The organism is Burkholderia sp. 9120, assembly GCF_000745015.1.
GTDB lineage: Bacteria > Pseudomonadota > Gammaproteobacteria > Burkholderiales > Burkholderiaceae > Paraburkholderia.
Genome location: NZ_JQNA01000002.1, coordinates 3100010 through 3115739, shown reverse-complemented (window position 1 = coordinate 3115739; position 15730 = coordinate 3100010). Strand labels below are relative to the sequence as shown.

Annotated in this window: 13 protein-coding genes; 9 read left to right on the top strand and 4 right to left on the bottom strand. The window is 65.3% G+C overall.

The genetic code is table 11. The features are described 5' to 3' along the window. Positions 1-7: 7 nt before the first annotated feature. From FA94_RS22165 to FA94_RS22155, 3 genes are all read right to left on the bottom strand, one after another. Positions 8-1876, bottom strand: a complete 1869-nt coding sequence (locus FA94_RS22165; RefSeq protein WP_035555183.1) for an amidohydrolase — start codon at positions 1874-1876, stop codon at positions 8-10. A 64-nt stretch (positions 1877-1940) separates the two neighbouring features. Continuing rightward, positions 1941-2633, bottom strand: coding sequence for a hydrolase (locus tag FA94_RS22160; RefSeq protein ID WP_035555180.1), 693 nt, complete (start codon positions 2631-2633; stop codon positions 1941-1943). Positions 2634-2880: 247 nt separating this feature from the next. Then, the gene (locus FA94_RS22155) at positions 2881-3801 is read right to left on the bottom strand and encodes a LysR family transcriptional regulator (protein WP_035555177.1); all 921 of its coding nucleotides are present in this window, start codon (positions 3799-3801) and stop codon (positions 2881-2883) included. 140 nt (positions 3802-3941) lie between these two features. Between FA94_RS22155 and FA94_RS22150 the strand changes: the two genes are divergently transcribed. The 6 genes from FA94_RS22150 to FA94_RS22125 all read left to right on the top strand — a co-directional run bounded on the left by FA94_RS22150 (position 3942) and on the right by FA94_RS22125 (position 11292). Beyond that, entirely contained in the window at positions 3942-4595 is a 654-nt protein-coding gene (locus FA94_RS22150) for a DsbA family oxidoreductase (protein ID WP_035555175.1), read from the top strand. After that, positions 4592-5740 carry an FAD binding domain-containing protein gene (locus tag FA94_RS22145; RefSeq protein ID WP_035555172.1) on the top strand — a complete coding sequence of 383 codons (1149 nt, stop codon included), beginning with the start codon at positions 4592-4594 and terminating at the stop codon, positions 5738-5740. Before FA94_RS22150 ends, FA94_RS22145 begins: the two co-directional genes overlap by 4 nt. A gap of 30 nt (positions 5741-5770) precedes the next feature. Beyond that, positions 5771-6985: an MFS transporter gene (locus FA94_RS22140; protein WP_035555169.1), complete on the top strand. Its 1215-nt coding sequence runs from the start codon at positions 5771-5773 to the stop codon at positions 6983-6985. Between the two features lie 253 nt (positions 6986-7238). Further along, positions 7239-8516 (top strand): c-type cytochrome, encoded by a 1278-nt coding sequence (locus tag FA94_RS22135; protein WP_035555166.1) that lies wholly within the window; start codon positions 7239-7241, stop codon positions 8514-8516. Next, complete coding sequence (locus FA94_RS22130; protein WP_035555158.1) at positions 8513-9031, top strand: (2Fe-2S)-binding protein; 519 nt, start codon at positions 8513-8515, stop codon at positions 9029-9031. The genes FA94_RS22135 and FA94_RS22130 overlap by 4 nt, the downstream gene beginning before the upstream one ends. After that, positions 9028-11292, top strand: coding sequence for a xanthine dehydrogenase family protein molybdopterin-binding subunit (locus tag FA94_RS22125; protein WP_035555155.1), 2265 nt, complete (start codon positions 9028-9030; stop codon positions 11290-11292). Before FA94_RS22130 ends, FA94_RS22125 begins: the two co-directional genes overlap by 4 nt. 44 nt (positions 11293-11336) lie before the next feature. Here the strand turns inward: FA94_RS22125 and FA94_RS22120 are convergent, their stop codons facing one another. Next, complete coding sequence (locus FA94_RS22120; protein WP_035555153.1) at positions 11337-12719, bottom strand: MFS transporter; 1383 nt, start codon at positions 12717-12719, stop codon at positions 11337-11339. A 138-nt stretch (positions 12720-12857) separates the two neighbouring features. On the opposite strand from FA94_RS22120, the gene FA94_RS39785 reads away from it, so the two are divergent. The 3 genes from FA94_RS39785 (at position 12858) to FA94_RS22110 (ending at position 15696) form a co-directional block, all read left to right on the top strand. Continuing rightward, positions 12858-12983: a hypothetical protein gene (locus tag FA94_RS39785; RefSeq protein WP_279614197.1), complete on the top strand. Its 126-nt coding sequence runs from the start codon at positions 12858-12860 to the stop codon at positions 12981-12983. Between the two features lie 80 nt (positions 12984-13063). Then, positions 13064-14536 carry a benzaldehyde dehydrogenase gene (locus tag FA94_RS22115; protein ID WP_035555150.1) on the top strand — a complete coding sequence of 491 codons (1473 nt, stop codon included), beginning with the start codon at positions 13064-13066 and terminating at the stop codon, positions 14534-14536. Positions 14537-14556: 20 nt separating this feature from the next. Beyond that, a complete protein-coding gene (locus tag FA94_RS22110) occupies positions 14557-15696 on the top strand; it encodes an NAD(P)-dependent alcohol dehydrogenase (RefSeq protein ID WP_035555146.1) in 1140 nt (379 codons plus the stop codon). Positions 15697-15730: the final 34 nt, after the last annotated feature.

Genomic DNA, 15730 nt, shown 5'->3' with positions numbered 1-15730 from the left:
GTGACGCTCAGAAAGCGAAGCAGCTACATCCCAGCGCGCCCCAGAAGCCGTTCGAATCGCTGACCGGCACGTTCTTGCGCCACGCCCAGCCGTGTGCGTGAGCATGCACGCCGCACAGATTCACGCAGCCGTCCACGCAGGCCACCGCCGTGGGTTTGTAGCGGCTATAGCCACCGAACTCCGCGACCGGCGACCACGAGGGGCTGACCGGCAGCGCGGGCGGCGCGAGCGGCGCGAATTCGTCGTCGGCGTAGACGACCTTGCCGCCCACCACCGTCATGACCGATTCGAGGAACTTGATGCGGCTCTCGTCGACGCTGAAGTAGTCTTCGCTCAGCACCGCGAAGTCGGCGAACTGACCCGGCACCAACGCGCCCTTCTTGTCGTCTTCGTTCGAGAACCAGGCGCTGCCCACCGTGTAGCGGCGCAGGGCTTCCATGCGGTCGAGCCGGTTCTCGGCCGAATACATCTGCGTGCCGCCTACCGTCTTGCCGGACACCATCCAGTACAGCGAGACGAACGGGTTGAAACTGGCGACGCGCGTCGCGTCCGTACCCGCGCCAACCGGCAGGCCGGCGTCGAGCATGTGGCGGATCGGCGGCGTGCGCTTGACGGCCTCTTCACCGTATTGCTGGATGAAGTACTCGCCCTGGAACGCCATGCGGTGCTGGATCGCAATGCCGCCGCCCAGCGCGCGGACGCGCTCGATATTCTGTTGCGTGATCGTTTCGCAATGGTCGAAGAACCAGCGCAGTCCGTTGAACGGAATGTCGGCGTTGACGCGTTCGAACACGTTCAGGAAACGCTCGATCGACTCGTTATACGTGGCGTGCAGGCGGAACGGCCAGCGGTTCGCCACCAGCAGGCGCACCACGGCTTCGAGTTCCACTTCGAGCGTGTCCGGCAGATCGGGGCGCGGTTCGAGAAAGTCTTCGAAGTCCGCGGCCGAGAACACCAGCATTTCGCCGGCGCCGTTCACGCGCAGAAAGTCGTCGCCGTCGCCGGGCTTGGTCACTTTCACCCACTTCGCGAAATCTTCGATTTCCTTTTTGGCGTTCTGCGTGAACAGGTTGTAGGCGATCCGCACAGTCAGTTCATTGTGCTTCGCCAGGTCCATGATCACGGCGTAATCGTCCGGGTAGGCCTGGAAGCCGCCGCCCGCGTCGATCGCGCTGGTCACGCCGAGACGGTTCAGTTCGCGCATGAAATGGCGCGTGGAATTGCGCTGATCTTCCGGCGGCAGCTTCGGACCCTTCGCGAGCGTCGCGTACAGGAGCCCGGCGTTCGGCCGTGCGATCAGCATGCCGGTCGGATTGCCGCGCTTGTCGCGCTGGATCTCGCCGCCCGGCGGATTCGGCGTGTCTTTCGTGTAGCCGACCGCGCGCAGCGCGGCAGCGTTCAGCAACGCGCTGTCGTACAGATGCAGGATGAACACCGGCGTGTCCGGCGCGATGGCATTGATTTCTTCGAGCGTCGGGCCGCGCCGTTCAGCGAACTGGAATTCGTTCCAGCCACCCACCACTCGCACCCATTGCGGCGCCGGCGTGCGGGCCACCTGCTTGCGCAGCATGTCGAGCGCGTCCGCGAGCGACGGCACGCCGTCCCAGCGCAGTTCAAGGTTGAAGTTCAGGCCGCCGCGAATAATGTGCAGATGCGAGTCGTTCAAACCGGGAATGACGGTGCGCCCCTGGAGGTCGACATGCCGCGTCTTGTCGTTGACATGCCGCATCACGGCGTCGCGGGAACCTGCGGCGACCACGCGGCCATCGGCGACGGCGATCGAATCGGCGAACGAGCGCTTGTCGTCCTGCGTGGCGATCTTGCCGTTGAAGAAAACGACGTCGGCCGGCGTCGGCGCGGAAGTACTGGAAGTCATGGCGATCCTCATGGGGAGCGCTCCGCGTTGAATGCGCGGAGCTATTCAGGGCAAGCGGGCGTGCTTACTTCGTCTTCGCCGGCACTGGGGCGAGGATTTCGTGCTGCTGCGCCGTGCGCTGAGCTGCCTTGTGAACCATCGTGTACGCGTAGTCGACGCCCATGCCGTACGCACCCGAATGCTCCTTGACGAGCTTCATGACCGCGTCGTACGTTTCCTTGTGCGCCCAGTCGCGTTGCCATTCGAGCAGCACCTGTTGCCACGTCACCGGCACGACGCCGGCCTGGATCATGCGTTGCATCGCGTAGTCGTGGGCTTCTTTCGACGTGCCGCCCGACGCGTCGGCAACCATGTAGATTTCGTAGTCGCCTTCGTCCATGGCGCACAGCGAGAACGTGTTGTTGCACACCTCGGTCCACAGGCCGGCCACCACCACTTTCTTGCGACCGTTCGCGGCCAGTGCGTCACGCACCTTCTGGTCGTCCCACGAATTCATCGACGTGCGTTCGAGCACCTTGTGATCCGGGAACACGTCCAGCAATTCCGGGTACGTGTAGCCCGAGAAGCTTTCCGATTCCACCGAGGTAATCGTGGTGGGAATGTTGAACACCTTCGCCGCCTTTGCGAGGCCGACGACATTGTTCTTAAGCGCCTGACGATCCATCGACTGAACGCCGAAAGCCATTTGCGGCTGCTGGTCGATGAAAATGAGCTGGGAGTTTGCCGGGGTCAGCACTTCGAGTTTCGGATTAGCCATGACTATGTAAGTCCTAAAAGGGTGAGTTGACATGGGAGACATGCCGCACTTGCCTGAAGTGCGTGAAAAACTGAAGCCAGTCTAGCCACGGCGTTTGTCAACGTCCTTGTTGAACCCCTTAATCATTCTTAAAAAATATCAAGCTTCAGAACCCACCGGCAATGCGTTGCGCGTGCCGCGCTCAGAACTATTCACTTTTTTGCAGGACATTAAGCCGGCGCTCTTTCTACACTTCAGTCGCCGCTGTTCAACCTTCGAGCGCGCCTTGCAGCCGTGCTTCGAGAAACTGCACGAGCGTGCGCACTTTGCTGGAGTGACGGCGATTCGGCAGATACGCGGCATAGACCACCGCATCGCCCTGATGCGGACTGGCGTCGAAATCTTCGAACAGTCGCATCAGACGACCGGCGCGAATCTCGGCGCTGACGTGCCACTCGGGCAGCAACGCAATGCCACGGCCCGCCATCACCGCTTCGAGCAGGATGTCGAGACCGTTCGACAGCAGACGCCCACGCACCTCGACGCGTTCTTCTTCGCCGTCGCGGTGGAAGGTCCACATCTGTCGCGTGCGATAGCCGCCGCCGTACGCGACCCGCAGACATTCGTGGTCGGCCAGTTCCTGCGGCGTGCGCGGCGTGCCGTGCTGTTCGAGGTAGCCATGGCTCGCGACGACGTAGCGCGGATTGTCGGCCAGCTTTCTGGCGATCAGGTTGGGGTCGCGATCCAGCCGGCCGATCCGGATTGCCACGTCGATCCGTTCGAGCGCGAGATCGAGAAAGTTGTCGGCCACCACGACATCGAGAAAGACGCGCGGATGGTCGGCGAGAAACGCCGCGAGGTGCGGCGCGAGTCTTAAGCGGCTAAAGGTGGACGGCACCGAGATGCGCAGCGAGCCGACCGGCGACGCGCCGCTGTCGAACACGCTCTCGTCCGCCTCGGCGAGATCGTCGAGCACCTTGCCGACCTGCTCGACGTAGGCGATGCCGGCGTCCGTGAGACTGACCTTGCGAGGCGTGCGGGTCAGCAGCGCGGAGCCGAGCGAGGCTTCCAGCGAGTCCATCAGGCGCGTGACCGACGAAGTCGCCACGCCAAGACGCCGCGCGGCCTTCGAAAAGCCGCCGGCATCGGCGACTTCCAGCAGCGTTTTCACGGCAAGGAATTTGTCCATGGTCGGTGTCTGTGTCGGTTTGGGTGTCGATAGATCGCTGTTTGGTTGCAAAAAACGCAACACGGGTTTGCATTTTATCCCCATTCCGCACCATAAACGCAACATATAAGCTGCATCCGTTACCTAGTGAGGGGTGCAACATGCAAGCCATTCAGGTGGAAGTTCATTACGACTTTATTTGCCCGTGGTGCTGGATCGGCCAACGGAATCTGTCCGCGGCGCTGGCGGACGCCGGTGTCGGCGAGGCCGTGTCGATTCGCTACGTGCCGTTCGAGCTGAACCCGTCGATGCCCGTGGAAGGCATGGAGCGGCGCGCCTATCGAACCCTCAAGTTCGGCAGTTGGGCACGCTCGCAAGCCATGGACGCGCAGGTGACAGCCGCCGGCCTGAGCGCCGGCGCGGCATTCGACTACGAGCGCGTGCTGCGCACGCCGAACACGCGTCTCGCGCACCGGCTGATGCAGTTCGCGCAGTGCCGCAATGAACCGCGCACCACGGCCGCGCTGTATCAGGCCATCTATGCCGCGTACTTCGCCGAAGGCCGCGACATCGGCTCGCTCGACACGCTGGTCGCGATCGCCGCCGAACACACGTTCGACGCGGACGAAGTGCGCGCTTACCTGGCGAGCACCGCGGGCGATCTGGAGGTCGATGCGGCGCGTGAACGGGCCGACCGGCGCGGCGTGCAGGCGGTGCCCACGATCGTGATCGACGACCACGCGATCAGCGGCGCGCAGCCGCCCGTGGTGTTCACGCAGGCCCTGCGTGCGGCAGCGCGGAGGGACGCAGCATGAAAGCCCTCGAGCAACCGCGTGCCGTCGTGATCGGCGGCTCGCTGGGCGGCCTGTTCACGGCCACCACGCTGCGCGCGGCGGGCTGGCGGGTCGACGTGTTCGAAACCTCGACCCACCAGCTCGACAGTCGCGGCGGCGGCATCGTGCTTCAGCCGGACGTGCTGGACGCGCTGCAGTTTGCCGGCGTCGCGCTGCCGGACCCGCCGGGCGTGGCGTCGGGCGAGCGCATTTATCTGGATCGCGACGACCGCCGCGTCGAGCAGTTGTATATGCCGCAAATGCAAACGTCGTGGAGCCTGTTGTATCGCGCCATGAAAGAGGCCTTGCCCGCCGAATCGCAGCACGCGGGCGAAACCTTCACCGATTTCAGCATGAACGGCGAGCAGATCGTCGCGCAGTTCGAAAGCGGTCGCAGCGAACAGGCCGATCTGCTGATCGGCGCCGACGGTATCCGTTCGACGCTCAGGCGGCGGCTGTTGCCCGAGATCGTGCCGGCCTATGCGGGCTATGTCGCATGGCGCGGGCTCGTCGAGGAACCGAACCTGCCGTTGCAGGCCGCGAACATGCTGCGCGAGCGCTTCACGTTCCAGCAGGGCGAAGCACACTCGGCGCTCGCCTATCTGATTCCGGGCGAGCACGATTCGACCGCGGTCGGCGAACGTCGCTGGAACTGGGTGTGGTATCGCAAGTACAGCCGCGCGCAGCTCGATCGTTTGCTGGTCGACCGGCACGGCCATCCGCGGGCGTTTTCGCTGCCACCGGGCTCGACCAAGCGCGCCGACGTCGCCGTGTTACGCGACGACGCCGCGGCCTTGCTGGCGCCGACGTTTCGCGCGCTGATCGACAGCACGGACGATCCGTTCATGCAGCCGATCGTCGATCTGCGCTCGCCGCGCATGGTGTTTGGCCGCGCGGTGCTGCTCGGCGACGCCGCCTCGGTGCCGCGTCCGCATACGGCGGGCAGCACCGCGAAGGCCGCCGCGAATGCGCATGCACTGGCGCGGGCGTTGTCGTCGACATGGCAGAGCGGCGTAACGATCGACGCCGCGCTCAAGCGCTGGGAAGACCAGCAGTTGCAACGCGGCCGCCTGATGACCGATCTCGGTATTTCGCTCGGCGACCGGGTGATGAACATCGCTCGCTGAGCTCACGTTTTTTCTTTTTAAGGAGTTGCAATGTCGACCCAGGCATCCACGACGGCAGCCGGTACCGGCCACGTCAAACTGACCCGCGGACTGATCGCGCTGTTCGCGTTCTGCTGCGGCGCGATCGTCGCGAATCTGTACTACGCGCAGCCGATCACCGAACTGATCGCGCCGGACATTCACATGTCCACCGGCACCGCCAGCCTGATCGTTTCGCTGACGCAGATCGGCTATGCGCTCGGCCTGTTCTTTCTCGTGCCGTTGGGCGACCTGCTGGAGAACCGCAAGCTGATGATCGCCACCGCGCTCGTTTCGATTGCGAGCCTCGCCGCCGCGACCTTCATGCATCACGCGGGCGGGTTTCTCGCGATTTCGCTGCTGATCGGCTTCAGCTCGGTCGCCGTGCAGATCCTGATTCCGCTCGCCGCGCACCTCGCGCCAGACGAATCGCGCGGCAAGGTGGTCGGCACGATCATGAGCGGCCTGCTGCTCGGCATTCTGCTGTCGCGGCCGATCTCCAGCGTGGTGGCGGGCCACTTCGGCTGGCGCGTGGTGTTCGGCGGCGCCGCCGTGTTGATGGCGATCGTCACGAGCGTGCTCGCGCTGACCATTCCGCGCCGCCAGCCGGATCACAAGGCGACTTACTTCGAGCTGATCGGCTCGCTCGGTCATCTGGTCCGCACGATGCCGGTGCTGCGTCATCGCTCGTTGTATCAGGCGCTGATGTTCGCTTCGTTCAGCCTCTTCTGGACCGCGATTCCGATCGAGTTGACGCGGCAGTTCGGGCTCTCGCAGACCGCGATCGCGATCTTCGCGCTGGTCGGCGCGATCGGCGCGACCTCGGCGCCGGTGGCGGGACGTCTCGCCGACGGCGGCCATACGATGCGCGCCACGCTGATCGCGTTGGTGGTGGGCGCGCTCGCTTATACGCCGGCGTTGATTCATCCGGCGTGGGGCGTGTTCGGCCTGGTCGCGACCGGCATCGTGCTCGACTTCGCCGTGCAGATGAACATGGTGCTCGGCCAACGCGAGATCTATGCGCTGCACGCGGCGAGCCGCAACCGGCTGAACGCGCTGTACATGACCAGCATCTTCGTGGGCGGCGCGTTAGGTTCGGCGCTGGCCAGCCCGCTGTATGAGCATGGCGGCTGGACCCTGGTCGCGACGGTCGCCACCGCCTTCCCGCTGATTGCGCTGGCGCACTACCTCGCGATCGGCCGGCCGCACGCCGCGCGGATTGCCTAACGCTTGCAGTTTCGTCCGGACGGCATCGCGCCGTCCGGATTAACAAGTTTTTAGTCCGGCTTCAGGAGTTCTCATGACGTTGGCGATACGCTAGCGCCATCGAGTCAAAACGCCGGCACGACAAACCATCGTTGCAATAAAAAACCCGTGCCGTTCGTTGGAATCACACGGTGACGGCGCTCGTCCCCCACTCGCATGCACCACCCCGCGCATGCGTTTTCTTTAAATCAAGACTTCAGTGAGAGGTGCGTGAATGACCCGCAAGTCAAAACTGCTGACGGCAGGCGGCGTGGTCATCCTCGCCGCGCTGACCGGTTTCCTGCTGCTGGCGTGGAACCCCGCCATCGATCCGATCGCGCCGCCGGCCGCGACGTCGTTCGACTCGCAGACGCGCCTCGCGGGCGCGCGTGTCGTGGCGCTCGGCGATTGCATCGTCTGCCATACCGCGAAGGGCGGCAAGCCATTCGCCGGCGGTCTGCCGCTGGCCACGCCGTTCGGCACGATCTACGCGACCAACATCACGCCCGATCCCGAGACGGGCATCGGCAACTGGTCGCTCGAAGCGTTCACGCGAGCGGTCCGTCATGGCGTGGCGCGCGACGGTCATCTGCTGTATCCCGCGTTTCCGTATATCCATTTCACCCGCATGTCCGATCGCGACGTCTCCGCGGCCTACGCGTATCTGATGACGCGTGAGCCGGTCCACGCAAACGCGCCCGCCAACGACCTGATCTTCCCGCTGAATTTCCGCCCGCCGCTCGCCTTCTGGAACGTGTTGTTCCTGCGTCCCGGCGAGCAGCAAGCGGATGTGTCGAAAGACGCCCAGTGGAATCGCGGCAAGCTGCTGGTGGATGGCTTGGGGCACTGCGCGTCGTGTCATTCGCCGCTCAATGCGATCGGCGGCGAAAAGCTGGGCCATGCATTTGACGGCGGCGTGGTCGACGGTTGGGAAGCGCCCGCGCTCAATGCGCTCGGCGCAGCGCCCAGGCCGTGGACCCAGCAACAACTCGTGACCTATCTGCGCACCGGCCGCGCTAGCGAACATGGCGCGGCGGCCGGTCCGATGCTGCCGGTCACGCGCGATCTGGCGACCGTGCCGGAAGAAGACGTGCAAGCGATCGCCACTTACCTCCTGTCGATCCAGAAGCCGCAGCCCGCACTCGTCAACGTGGCGTACCAGGGCGCGACGTCGCCCGGCGCGCAACGCGGCGCGTTGCTGTTCGCCGCCTCGTGCGCGCAGTGCCACGGCCCCGCCGCGCCGATGCAGTCGATCGGCGAACGCCCCACCCTCGCCTTCAGCACCGCGATCAACGCGACGACGCCACGCAACACCGCGCAGATGATCCTCAGCGGCAACGGCTGGCAGGGCGAGGACAGCATGAACTACATGCCCGCCTTCAGCGAGGTCTATAGCGACCAGCAGATCGCCGATCTGGCGTCCTACGTGCGCGCCGCGTATTCGCAGCGCGGCCCGTGGCAGGACGTCGAGGCGACGGTCGCCAAAGTCAGAAAGGAGAACCACGCGCGATGATCAACCTTACCGTCAATGGCGTGCAGCACACGCTCGATATCGATCCCTCCACGCCGCTGCTGTACGCGCTGCGCAACGACCTGCATCTGCATGGCGCGAAGTTCGGCTGCGGACTCGGCCAGTGCGGCGCCTGTACCGTGATCGTCGGCGACAAGGCGACGTTCTCGTGCCTGATTCCCGTGTCGGCGATCGGCACGCGCGCCGTGCGCACGATTGAAAGTCTTGGCACAGCCGAGCACCCCGGCCCGTTGCAGAAGGCGTTTATCGATCACCAGGCGGCGCAGTGCGGCTACTGTATCGCCGGCATGATCATGCGCGCGCAGGCGCTGCTCGATCGCAATCCGCGCCCCACCGAACGCGAATTGCTCGACCATATGGAAACCAACCTCTGCCGTTGCGGCACGCACACGCGGATTCTCGCGGCGATCCGCGAAGTCGCGCATTTGCCGGTGCCGGATACGGCGGCCGCGTCTGCCGCAACGTACGGCGCGGTGGCTCATGGAGGCGCGCAATGAGCCTCGATCACGACGACGTCAACGAAGGACGCCGCCGCTTCCTGATGTCCGGCGCGCTGGTGGTGAGCTTCAGCCTGTTCCCCGGCGTCAGGGCGATGGCGCAGGAAGTGATCGCCGACGAAGGCGCGGCCGTGCATATCGGCAAAGCGACCCAGACGCTGGCGGGCAGCCTGAAGACCAATCCGTATCTCGACGCGTGGATCAAGATCGATCCGGCCGGCAAGGTGACCGTCTACACCGGCAAGGTGGAACTCGGCACCGGCGTGCGTACCGCGCTGCTGCAAGTCGCGGCCGAAGAGCTCGACATGGCGCCCGCACTGATCACCTTCCTGACCGCCGACACCGGCGCCTCGCCGGACGAAGGACTCACCGCCGGCAGCCACACGATGGCCGACAGCGGCAGCGCGTTGCTGAACGCCGCCGCCCAGGTGCGCGGTCTGCTGGTCGACGCGGCAGCGGCGAAGCTCGGCGTGAGCAGTACGGTGCTGAACGTGCGCAACGCGGTGATCAAAACGCCCGACGGCCGCAGCATGACCTACGGCCAGGCGGTCGGCTTCGTCGATCTGCATCGTCTGGCGACACCGTCGTCGCCGCTGAAAGATCCCGCCACCTTCAACGTGATCGGCACCTCGCTGCCGAGGCTCGACATTCCCGGCAAGGTGACTGGCGGCGTGAGCTACGTGCAGGACATCACGATGCCCGGCATGCTGCACGCGCGCGTGGTGATGCCGCCCGTGTACGACGCCCAACTGATGCAGACCAACACGCCCGAGATCCTGAAGATGCCGGGCGTGATCAAGGTGATCCGCGACGGCAGCATGCTCGCCGTGGTCGCCAAAGGCGAATGGCAGGCGGTGCAGGCGCAACGCGCGCTGGCGGCCGGCAGCCAGTGGAGCGGCGGCCGCGCGCTGCCCGATCCGGCCACCGTGCATCGCGATCTGAAGACGATCTCCACGCAGCACATCGAGATCGCGAACACGCACAGTACGGCGGGCACGCCCATCAAAACGCTCAGCGCGAAATACACCAAGCGCTACATGCTGCACGGTTCGATCGGGCCGTCCTGTTCGGTCGCGCTGTTCAAGGACGGCGTGATGACGGTGTGGACGCATTCGCAAGGCGTCTACCCGCTGCGCGACGGCCTCACTGAAATGCTCTCGCTGCCCAAGGAGCAGGTTCGTTGCATCCACATGGAAGGCTCGGGATGCTACGGCCACAACGGCGCGGACGACGTCGCCGCGCACGCCGCACTGATTGCGCGCGAGTTGCCCGGCCAGCCGGTGCGGGTGCAGTGGATGCGCGAACAGGAGCACACGTGGGACCACTTCACGCCCGCGATGGTCACCGAAGTGAGCGCGTCGCTCGACGCGGGCGGCAGCATCGTCGACTGGAACTACGCGCTGTGGAGCAGTTCGCACAATGAGCGGATCGTCAACGCGGGCCGGCTTCTGCCGGCACGCATGCTGGCGAAGCCGTTCGTGTCGGCGCCTTCGGTGCCGATGGTGCAGCCCGAAGGCGGCGGCGACCGCAACGCGATTCCGTTGTACACGTTGCCGAACGTGCACGTCATGAACAATTTTTCGCCGACCATGCCGCTGCAAACCTCAGCGATGCGCTCGCTCGGCGCGCACATGAACGTCTTCACGATCGAAACCTTCATGGACGAACTGGCCGCCGCCGCGGGCGCCGATCCGGTCGCGTTCCGGCTCAAGCATATGCAGGACCCGCGCGCGCAAGACGTGATCAAACTCGCCGCCGAAAAATTCGGCTGGCCGCGCGCGGCGCGCAAGCGTAATCACGGTATCGGCTTCGCGTTCGGCAAGTACAAGAACCTGATGGCGTATGTCGCGATGGCCGTGGAGATTTCCGTTGTGCCGGAAACGGGTCAGGTGATTCTCGAACACGCGGAAGTCGCGGTGGACTGCGGGCAAGGCGTCAACCCGGACGGCATTCGCAACCAGATCGAAGGCGGCGTGCTTCAATCGGCCAGCTGGACGCTGTATGAGGAGCTGAAGTTCGATACCTCGCGAATCCGCAGCTTCGACTGGAGCAGTTATCCGATCCTGCGGTTTTCGGCGGTGCCGCGCGGCGTGAACGTGCATCTGATCAACCGGCCCGGCATGCCGTTTCTGGGCGTCGCCGAAGCGTCGATGGGCCCGACCGCGGGCGCGCTCGGCAATGCGTTATTCGATGCGACCGGGCAGCGTTTGCGTGATTTGCCTCTAGCCGGCGAGAGCTTGCGCAAGCGGATCGATGTGTAGGCATGCCGTTGTGGTTGTCGTGGGTGCTGCGCGCGGTCGCTCACTCACGACAGGCGACAGGGCTCCGCTTCAACCGGGCGCGACGCCACCCACCACACGCAGGCGGCGATCGTCGATAGCGTCGCGACGATGCCCAGAATCAGGTTCATCGCCTGCTGAAACACGTGGGCGGTGGAAATGAACGTGCCGAAGATCGCCACGCCCAGCGCGGAGCCGCTTTGACGCGCCGAATTCAACACGGCGGCGGCAATCCCCGCGCGGTTTTTATCGACGGTGCCGAGCGCGGGCGAGGTCGCCGCCGGTGAGATAAAGCCGGACGCCATGCCGATGGCGAGCATCGGCACGACAGCGACCCAGTACGGCGAAGCGGCGTTCGTGAGGCTCATGCCGAGGGCGCCCAACGCGTACAGCACGAAGGCGATACACATCGACTCTCTCGTGCCCAGCCGTTTCACGACCCGGCTCGACAGCAGACCGCCCAGCGCGACCATGCCGGTCATCGGCAGGAAGGCGAGGCCGGTGTCGAGCGCGGAATAACCGCGCGCCTGCTGGTAGAACAGGCTGAACGTGAACAACATGCCGTAGAAAACGAACGCCGACACCATCGACACAAAGGTCGACGCCGAGAACAACGCATTGCGGAAAAACGGCATCGGCAACATGGGATGCTGGGTCCTCGTCTCGATCACGAAGAACGCGACCCACGCGACGCCACTAATCGCGATACCCGCGACGATCGGCGCGGACTGCCAGCCGAGCCGATGCCCTTCGATCAGCACACCGATCACCGTGCCCAGCGCGACGATGCCCGCCAGTTGTCCCGGCAGATCGACATGCCGCGTGCCGGGCGACGCCGTGCGCTCGACCGCTTGCGCGAGCCAGATGCCGGCAAGCCCGATCGGCACGTTGACGAAGAAGATGCTGCGCCAGCCGAACAGATGAATCAGCAGCCCGCCGATCAACGGACCGGATGCCATCGCCACACCGCCGCAACCCATCCACAGGCTCACGGCCGCCGCGCGACGCGCGGGAAGCGGATACGCGTCGTTGATCAGCGCGAGCGAGCACGGCACCAGCATCGCGCTGCCGACGCCTTGCAACGCGCGCGCCAACGTCAGCGTCGTGAGGTCGGGCGCGAATCCGCACAACACCGAACCGAGCACAAAGACAGAGAGCCCGGTGAGGTAGACGTTGCGCGCGCCGAGCCGGTCGCCGAGCGTGCCGCCGGTCATCAGCAGACTCGCGAAGGTCAGCGTGTACGCGTTGACGACCCACTGGAGTCCCGCTATGTTGCTGCGCAGCGTATGGCTGATTTCCCCCAGCGCCACATTGACGATCGACGCGTCCAGCAGCACCACCGTGTAGCTGATACAGGTGGCGGCAAGCACACGGGACGCGGCGCGGCGAGTCGGCGCGAGCGCGGCCACGATCAGCGGACGGCCGCGTTGGCGGCGGCGGTTTCAATGGCGGAATCAGGGTTGGCAATCATGGCGCGTCCAGGTCGAAAGAAGTTGAGACGAGTGTAGAGGCCACCTGCTCGCCGATGCTTCGACACGAATCGAAGCATGCTCATCCATTTCGAGCGCCGCGCGCGTACTGTTCGGAAACTGGACACTTTCGCGCCGACCGCCCTGTCGCCGCAGTGCTTTGCGCCGCTGGAACAAACACCGATAGCGGCCGCCACGGCGTAGCGCCTATCTTCAGCGACCGGCGGACCCTGCGTGGGTCCAGCGTGGGTCCCTAGCGAACTTGCACTGTTTCAGGAGATAGCATGAGCGTCACTCTTCCCTCGCGGTTACTCGACAGCGACCTCTGGCAAGCCCGCCTGTTCACCGGCAACTGGCACGCCGGCAGCGCCGAAGCGGACGTGACGGAGCCGGCTACCGGCCAGCGCCTCGGCCGTATCGGCATGGCCGACGCTGCGCTGATCGGCGAATCGGCGGCGAGCGCGTCGCGCGCGCAGCCCGCCTGGGCCGCGCTGCCCTACGACGAACGTGCTGCGGTGCTGCGCCGCGCGGCGCGTATGGCGGAGACGTACTTCGACGAGATCGTCGAATGGGTGGTCCGGGAAAGCGGTTCAACGCGCGCGAAAGCGGGCTTCGAAACCGCCGTCACGGTCAAGGCGTTGCACGAAGCGAGCAGTCTGCCGTCGCGTTCCGCCGGCGAAGTACTGCCCTCGGTGCCGGGACGTCTATCGTTGGCGCGCCGCCGTCCGCTCGGGGTGATCGGCGTGATCTCGCCGTTCAACTTCCCGCTGTATCTGGCCATGCGCGCCGTTGCGCCCGCCCTCGCGCTGGGCAATGCCGTGGTGCTGAAGCCGGACCCGCGCACGGCGGTGTGCGGCGGTTTTGCGATCGCGCGTATTTTTGAACTTGCCGGTTTGCCGAAGGGCGTGTTGCACGTCTTGCCCGGCGACGGCGCTGCGGGCGCGGCGCTGACCAGCGATCCACACGTGGCGATGATCCAGTTCACGGGTTCGACGGCGGCGGGCCGCAAGGTCGGCGAAGCGGCCGGCCGGTATCTGAAGAAAGTCTCGCTCGAGTTGGGCGGCAAGAACTCGTTGATCGTGCTCGACGACGCCGATCTCGAACTGGCCGTCGCCAATACCGCCTGGGGCGCGTACCTGCATCAGGGGCAAATCTGCATGGCGACCGGCCGTGTGCTCGTGCAGCGCAAAATCTACGCGGCCTTCGTCGAGAAGCTGGTCGCGAAAGCGGCCAGCCTGACGGTCGGCGATCCGGCCAGCGCCGACGTTGCGTTAGGTCCGCTGATCAACGCCGCGCAACGCGACCACGTGGTGCGCGTGGTTGCCGACGCGCAGCAGGCCGGTGCGATTCTCGAGACCGGCGGCCACAGCCGCGAGCTGTTCTTCGAGCCGACCGTGTTGAGCGACGTCACGCCGGACAACCCCGCGTTCAACGAAGAGATCTTCGGACCGGTCGCGGTGGTCGTGCCGTTCGACAGCGACGAGGATGCGATCGCGCTCGCCAACCGTACGGAATACGGGCTCTCGATGGCGATCATCACAGCGAACGTCGGCCGCGCGCTGCGCATGGGCGAACGCCTGCGCACCGGCCTGCTGCATATCAACGACCAGACCGTCAACGACGAGGTGATCAATCCGTTCGGCGGCGTGGGCGCATCGGGCAACGGCACCAGCATCGGCGGCCCGGCGAACTGGGAAGAGTTCACCCAGTGGCAGTGGCTCACGGTCAAGGGCGAAGCGCCCCTCTATCCCATCTGAAGCACGCCAAGGAGACAGCCATGACAACATCAACGACAACGTCCGCCGGATTTCGCACCATCACCGCCGCCGTCGCGACCGCGAAGGGCGAGCCCTTCGCGATCCGGCAGGCACGAATTCGCGCGCCGAAAGAGGACGAGGTGCTGGTCCGCGTCGTGGCGACCGGCCTGTGCCACACCGATCTGATCGTGCGCGACCAGTATTACCCGGTGCCCTTGCCGGCGGTGCTGGGACACGAAGGCGCGGGCGTCGTCGAGGAAACCGGTCCTGCCGTCAAGGACCTCAAGGTTGGCGATCATGTGGTGCTGACTTATGGCGCGTGCGGTTACTGCGCGTCTTGCAGCGGTGGCCACGGCGCGTACTGCCAGCACTTCTTCGGATTGAACTTCGGCGGCGGCGATCTCGAAGGCCGCAACGCGATCGAAGACGACGAAGGACGGCCGCTGCACGATCATTTCTTCGCGCAGTCGTCGTTCGCGAGCTTTGCGATTGCGCGCGAGAACAATGCCATCAAGGTGCCGCGCGACGCGCCGCTGGCGTTGCTCGGGCCGCTCGGCTGCGGCATCCAGACCGGCGCGGGGGCCGTCATCAACTCGCTGAAAGTGCGCCCGGGCAGCAGCTTCGCGAGCCTCGGCGCGGGCGCGGTCGGCCTTAGCGCGGTGATGGCCGCGCGGGTCGCGGGCGCCACTACGATCATCGCCGTCGACGTCGTGCCGTCGCGGCTAACGCTGGCCAAAGAGTTGGGCGCGACGCATACGGTGAATAGCCGTGAAGTCGACATGATCGAAGCGATTCGCGAGATCACCGGCGGCGGCGTGGATTTCGCGCTCGAATCGACCGGCCGCGCGGAGGTGCTGTCGCAAGGCATCGAAACGCTCGGCCGGCTCGGCGCGATGGGTGTGGTCGGCGCGCCGCCGCTCGGCACCCTGGCGCAGTTCGATATCAACAGTCTGTTGCTGAATGGGCGCACGATTCGCGGCATCGTGGAAGGCGACAGCGTGCCGCAAACCTTCATTCCGCAACTCGTGCAGTTGTATCAGCAAGGGCGATTTCCGTTCGACAAGCTGGTCCGGTTCTACCCGCTCGACCAGATCAACCAGGCGGCCGAAGATAGCAGCAGCGGCATCACGCTTAAACCGATCCTGCGGTTCGCGCATTGACGGGTGCCGGGTTGGCGATGCTGCGCGCAAGCGC

Bases quoted from the DNA above. Each gene is read 5' to 3' on its own strand.
- FA94_RS22110 (WP_035555146.1), top strand. From the start codon at position 14,557: ATGACAACATCAACGACAACGTCCGCCGGATTTCGCACCATCACCGCC.
- FA94_RS22145 (WP_035555172.1), top strand. From the start codon at position 4,592: ATGAAAGCCCTCGAGCAACCGCGTGCCGTCGTGATCGGCGGCTCGCTG.
- FA94_RS22125 (WP_035555155.1), top strand. From the start codon at position 9,028: ATGAGCCTCGATCACGACGACGTCAACGAAGGACGCCGCCGCTTCCTG.
- FA94_RS22155 (WP_035555177.1), bottom strand. From the start codon at position 3,801: ATGGACAAATTCCTTGCCGTGAAAACGCTGCTGGAAGTCGCCGATGCC.
- FA94_RS22130 (WP_035555158.1), top strand. From the start codon at position 8,513: ATGATCAACCTTACCGTCAATGGCGTGCAGCACACGCTCGATATCGAT.
- FA94_RS22135 (WP_035555166.1), top strand. From the start codon at position 7,239: ATGACCCGCAAGTCAAAACTGCTGACGGCAGGCGGCGTGGTCATCCTC.
- FA94_RS22140 (WP_035555169.1), top strand. From the start codon at position 5,771: ATGTCGACCCAGGCATCCACGACGGCAGCCGGTACCGGCCACGTCAAA.
- FA94_RS22165 (WP_035555183.1), bottom strand. From the start codon at position 1,876: ATGACTTCCAGTACTTCCGCGCCGACGCCGGCCGACGTCGTTTTCTTC.
- FA94_RS22115 (WP_035555150.1), top strand. From the start codon at position 13,064: ATGAGCGTCACTCTTCCCTCGCGGTTACTCGACAGCGACCTCTGGCAA.
- FA94_RS22160 (WP_035555180.1), bottom strand. From the start codon at position 2,633: ATGGCTAATCCGAAACTCGAAGTGCTGACCCCGGCAAACTCCCAGCTC.
- FA94_RS39785 (WP_279614197.1), top strand. From the start codon at position 12,858: ATGCTCATCCATTTCGAGCGCCGCGCGCGTACTGTTCGGAAACTGGAC.
- FA94_RS22150 (WP_035555175.1), top strand. From the start codon at position 3,942: ATGCAAGCCATTCAGGTGGAAGTTCATTACGACTTTATTTGCCCGTGG.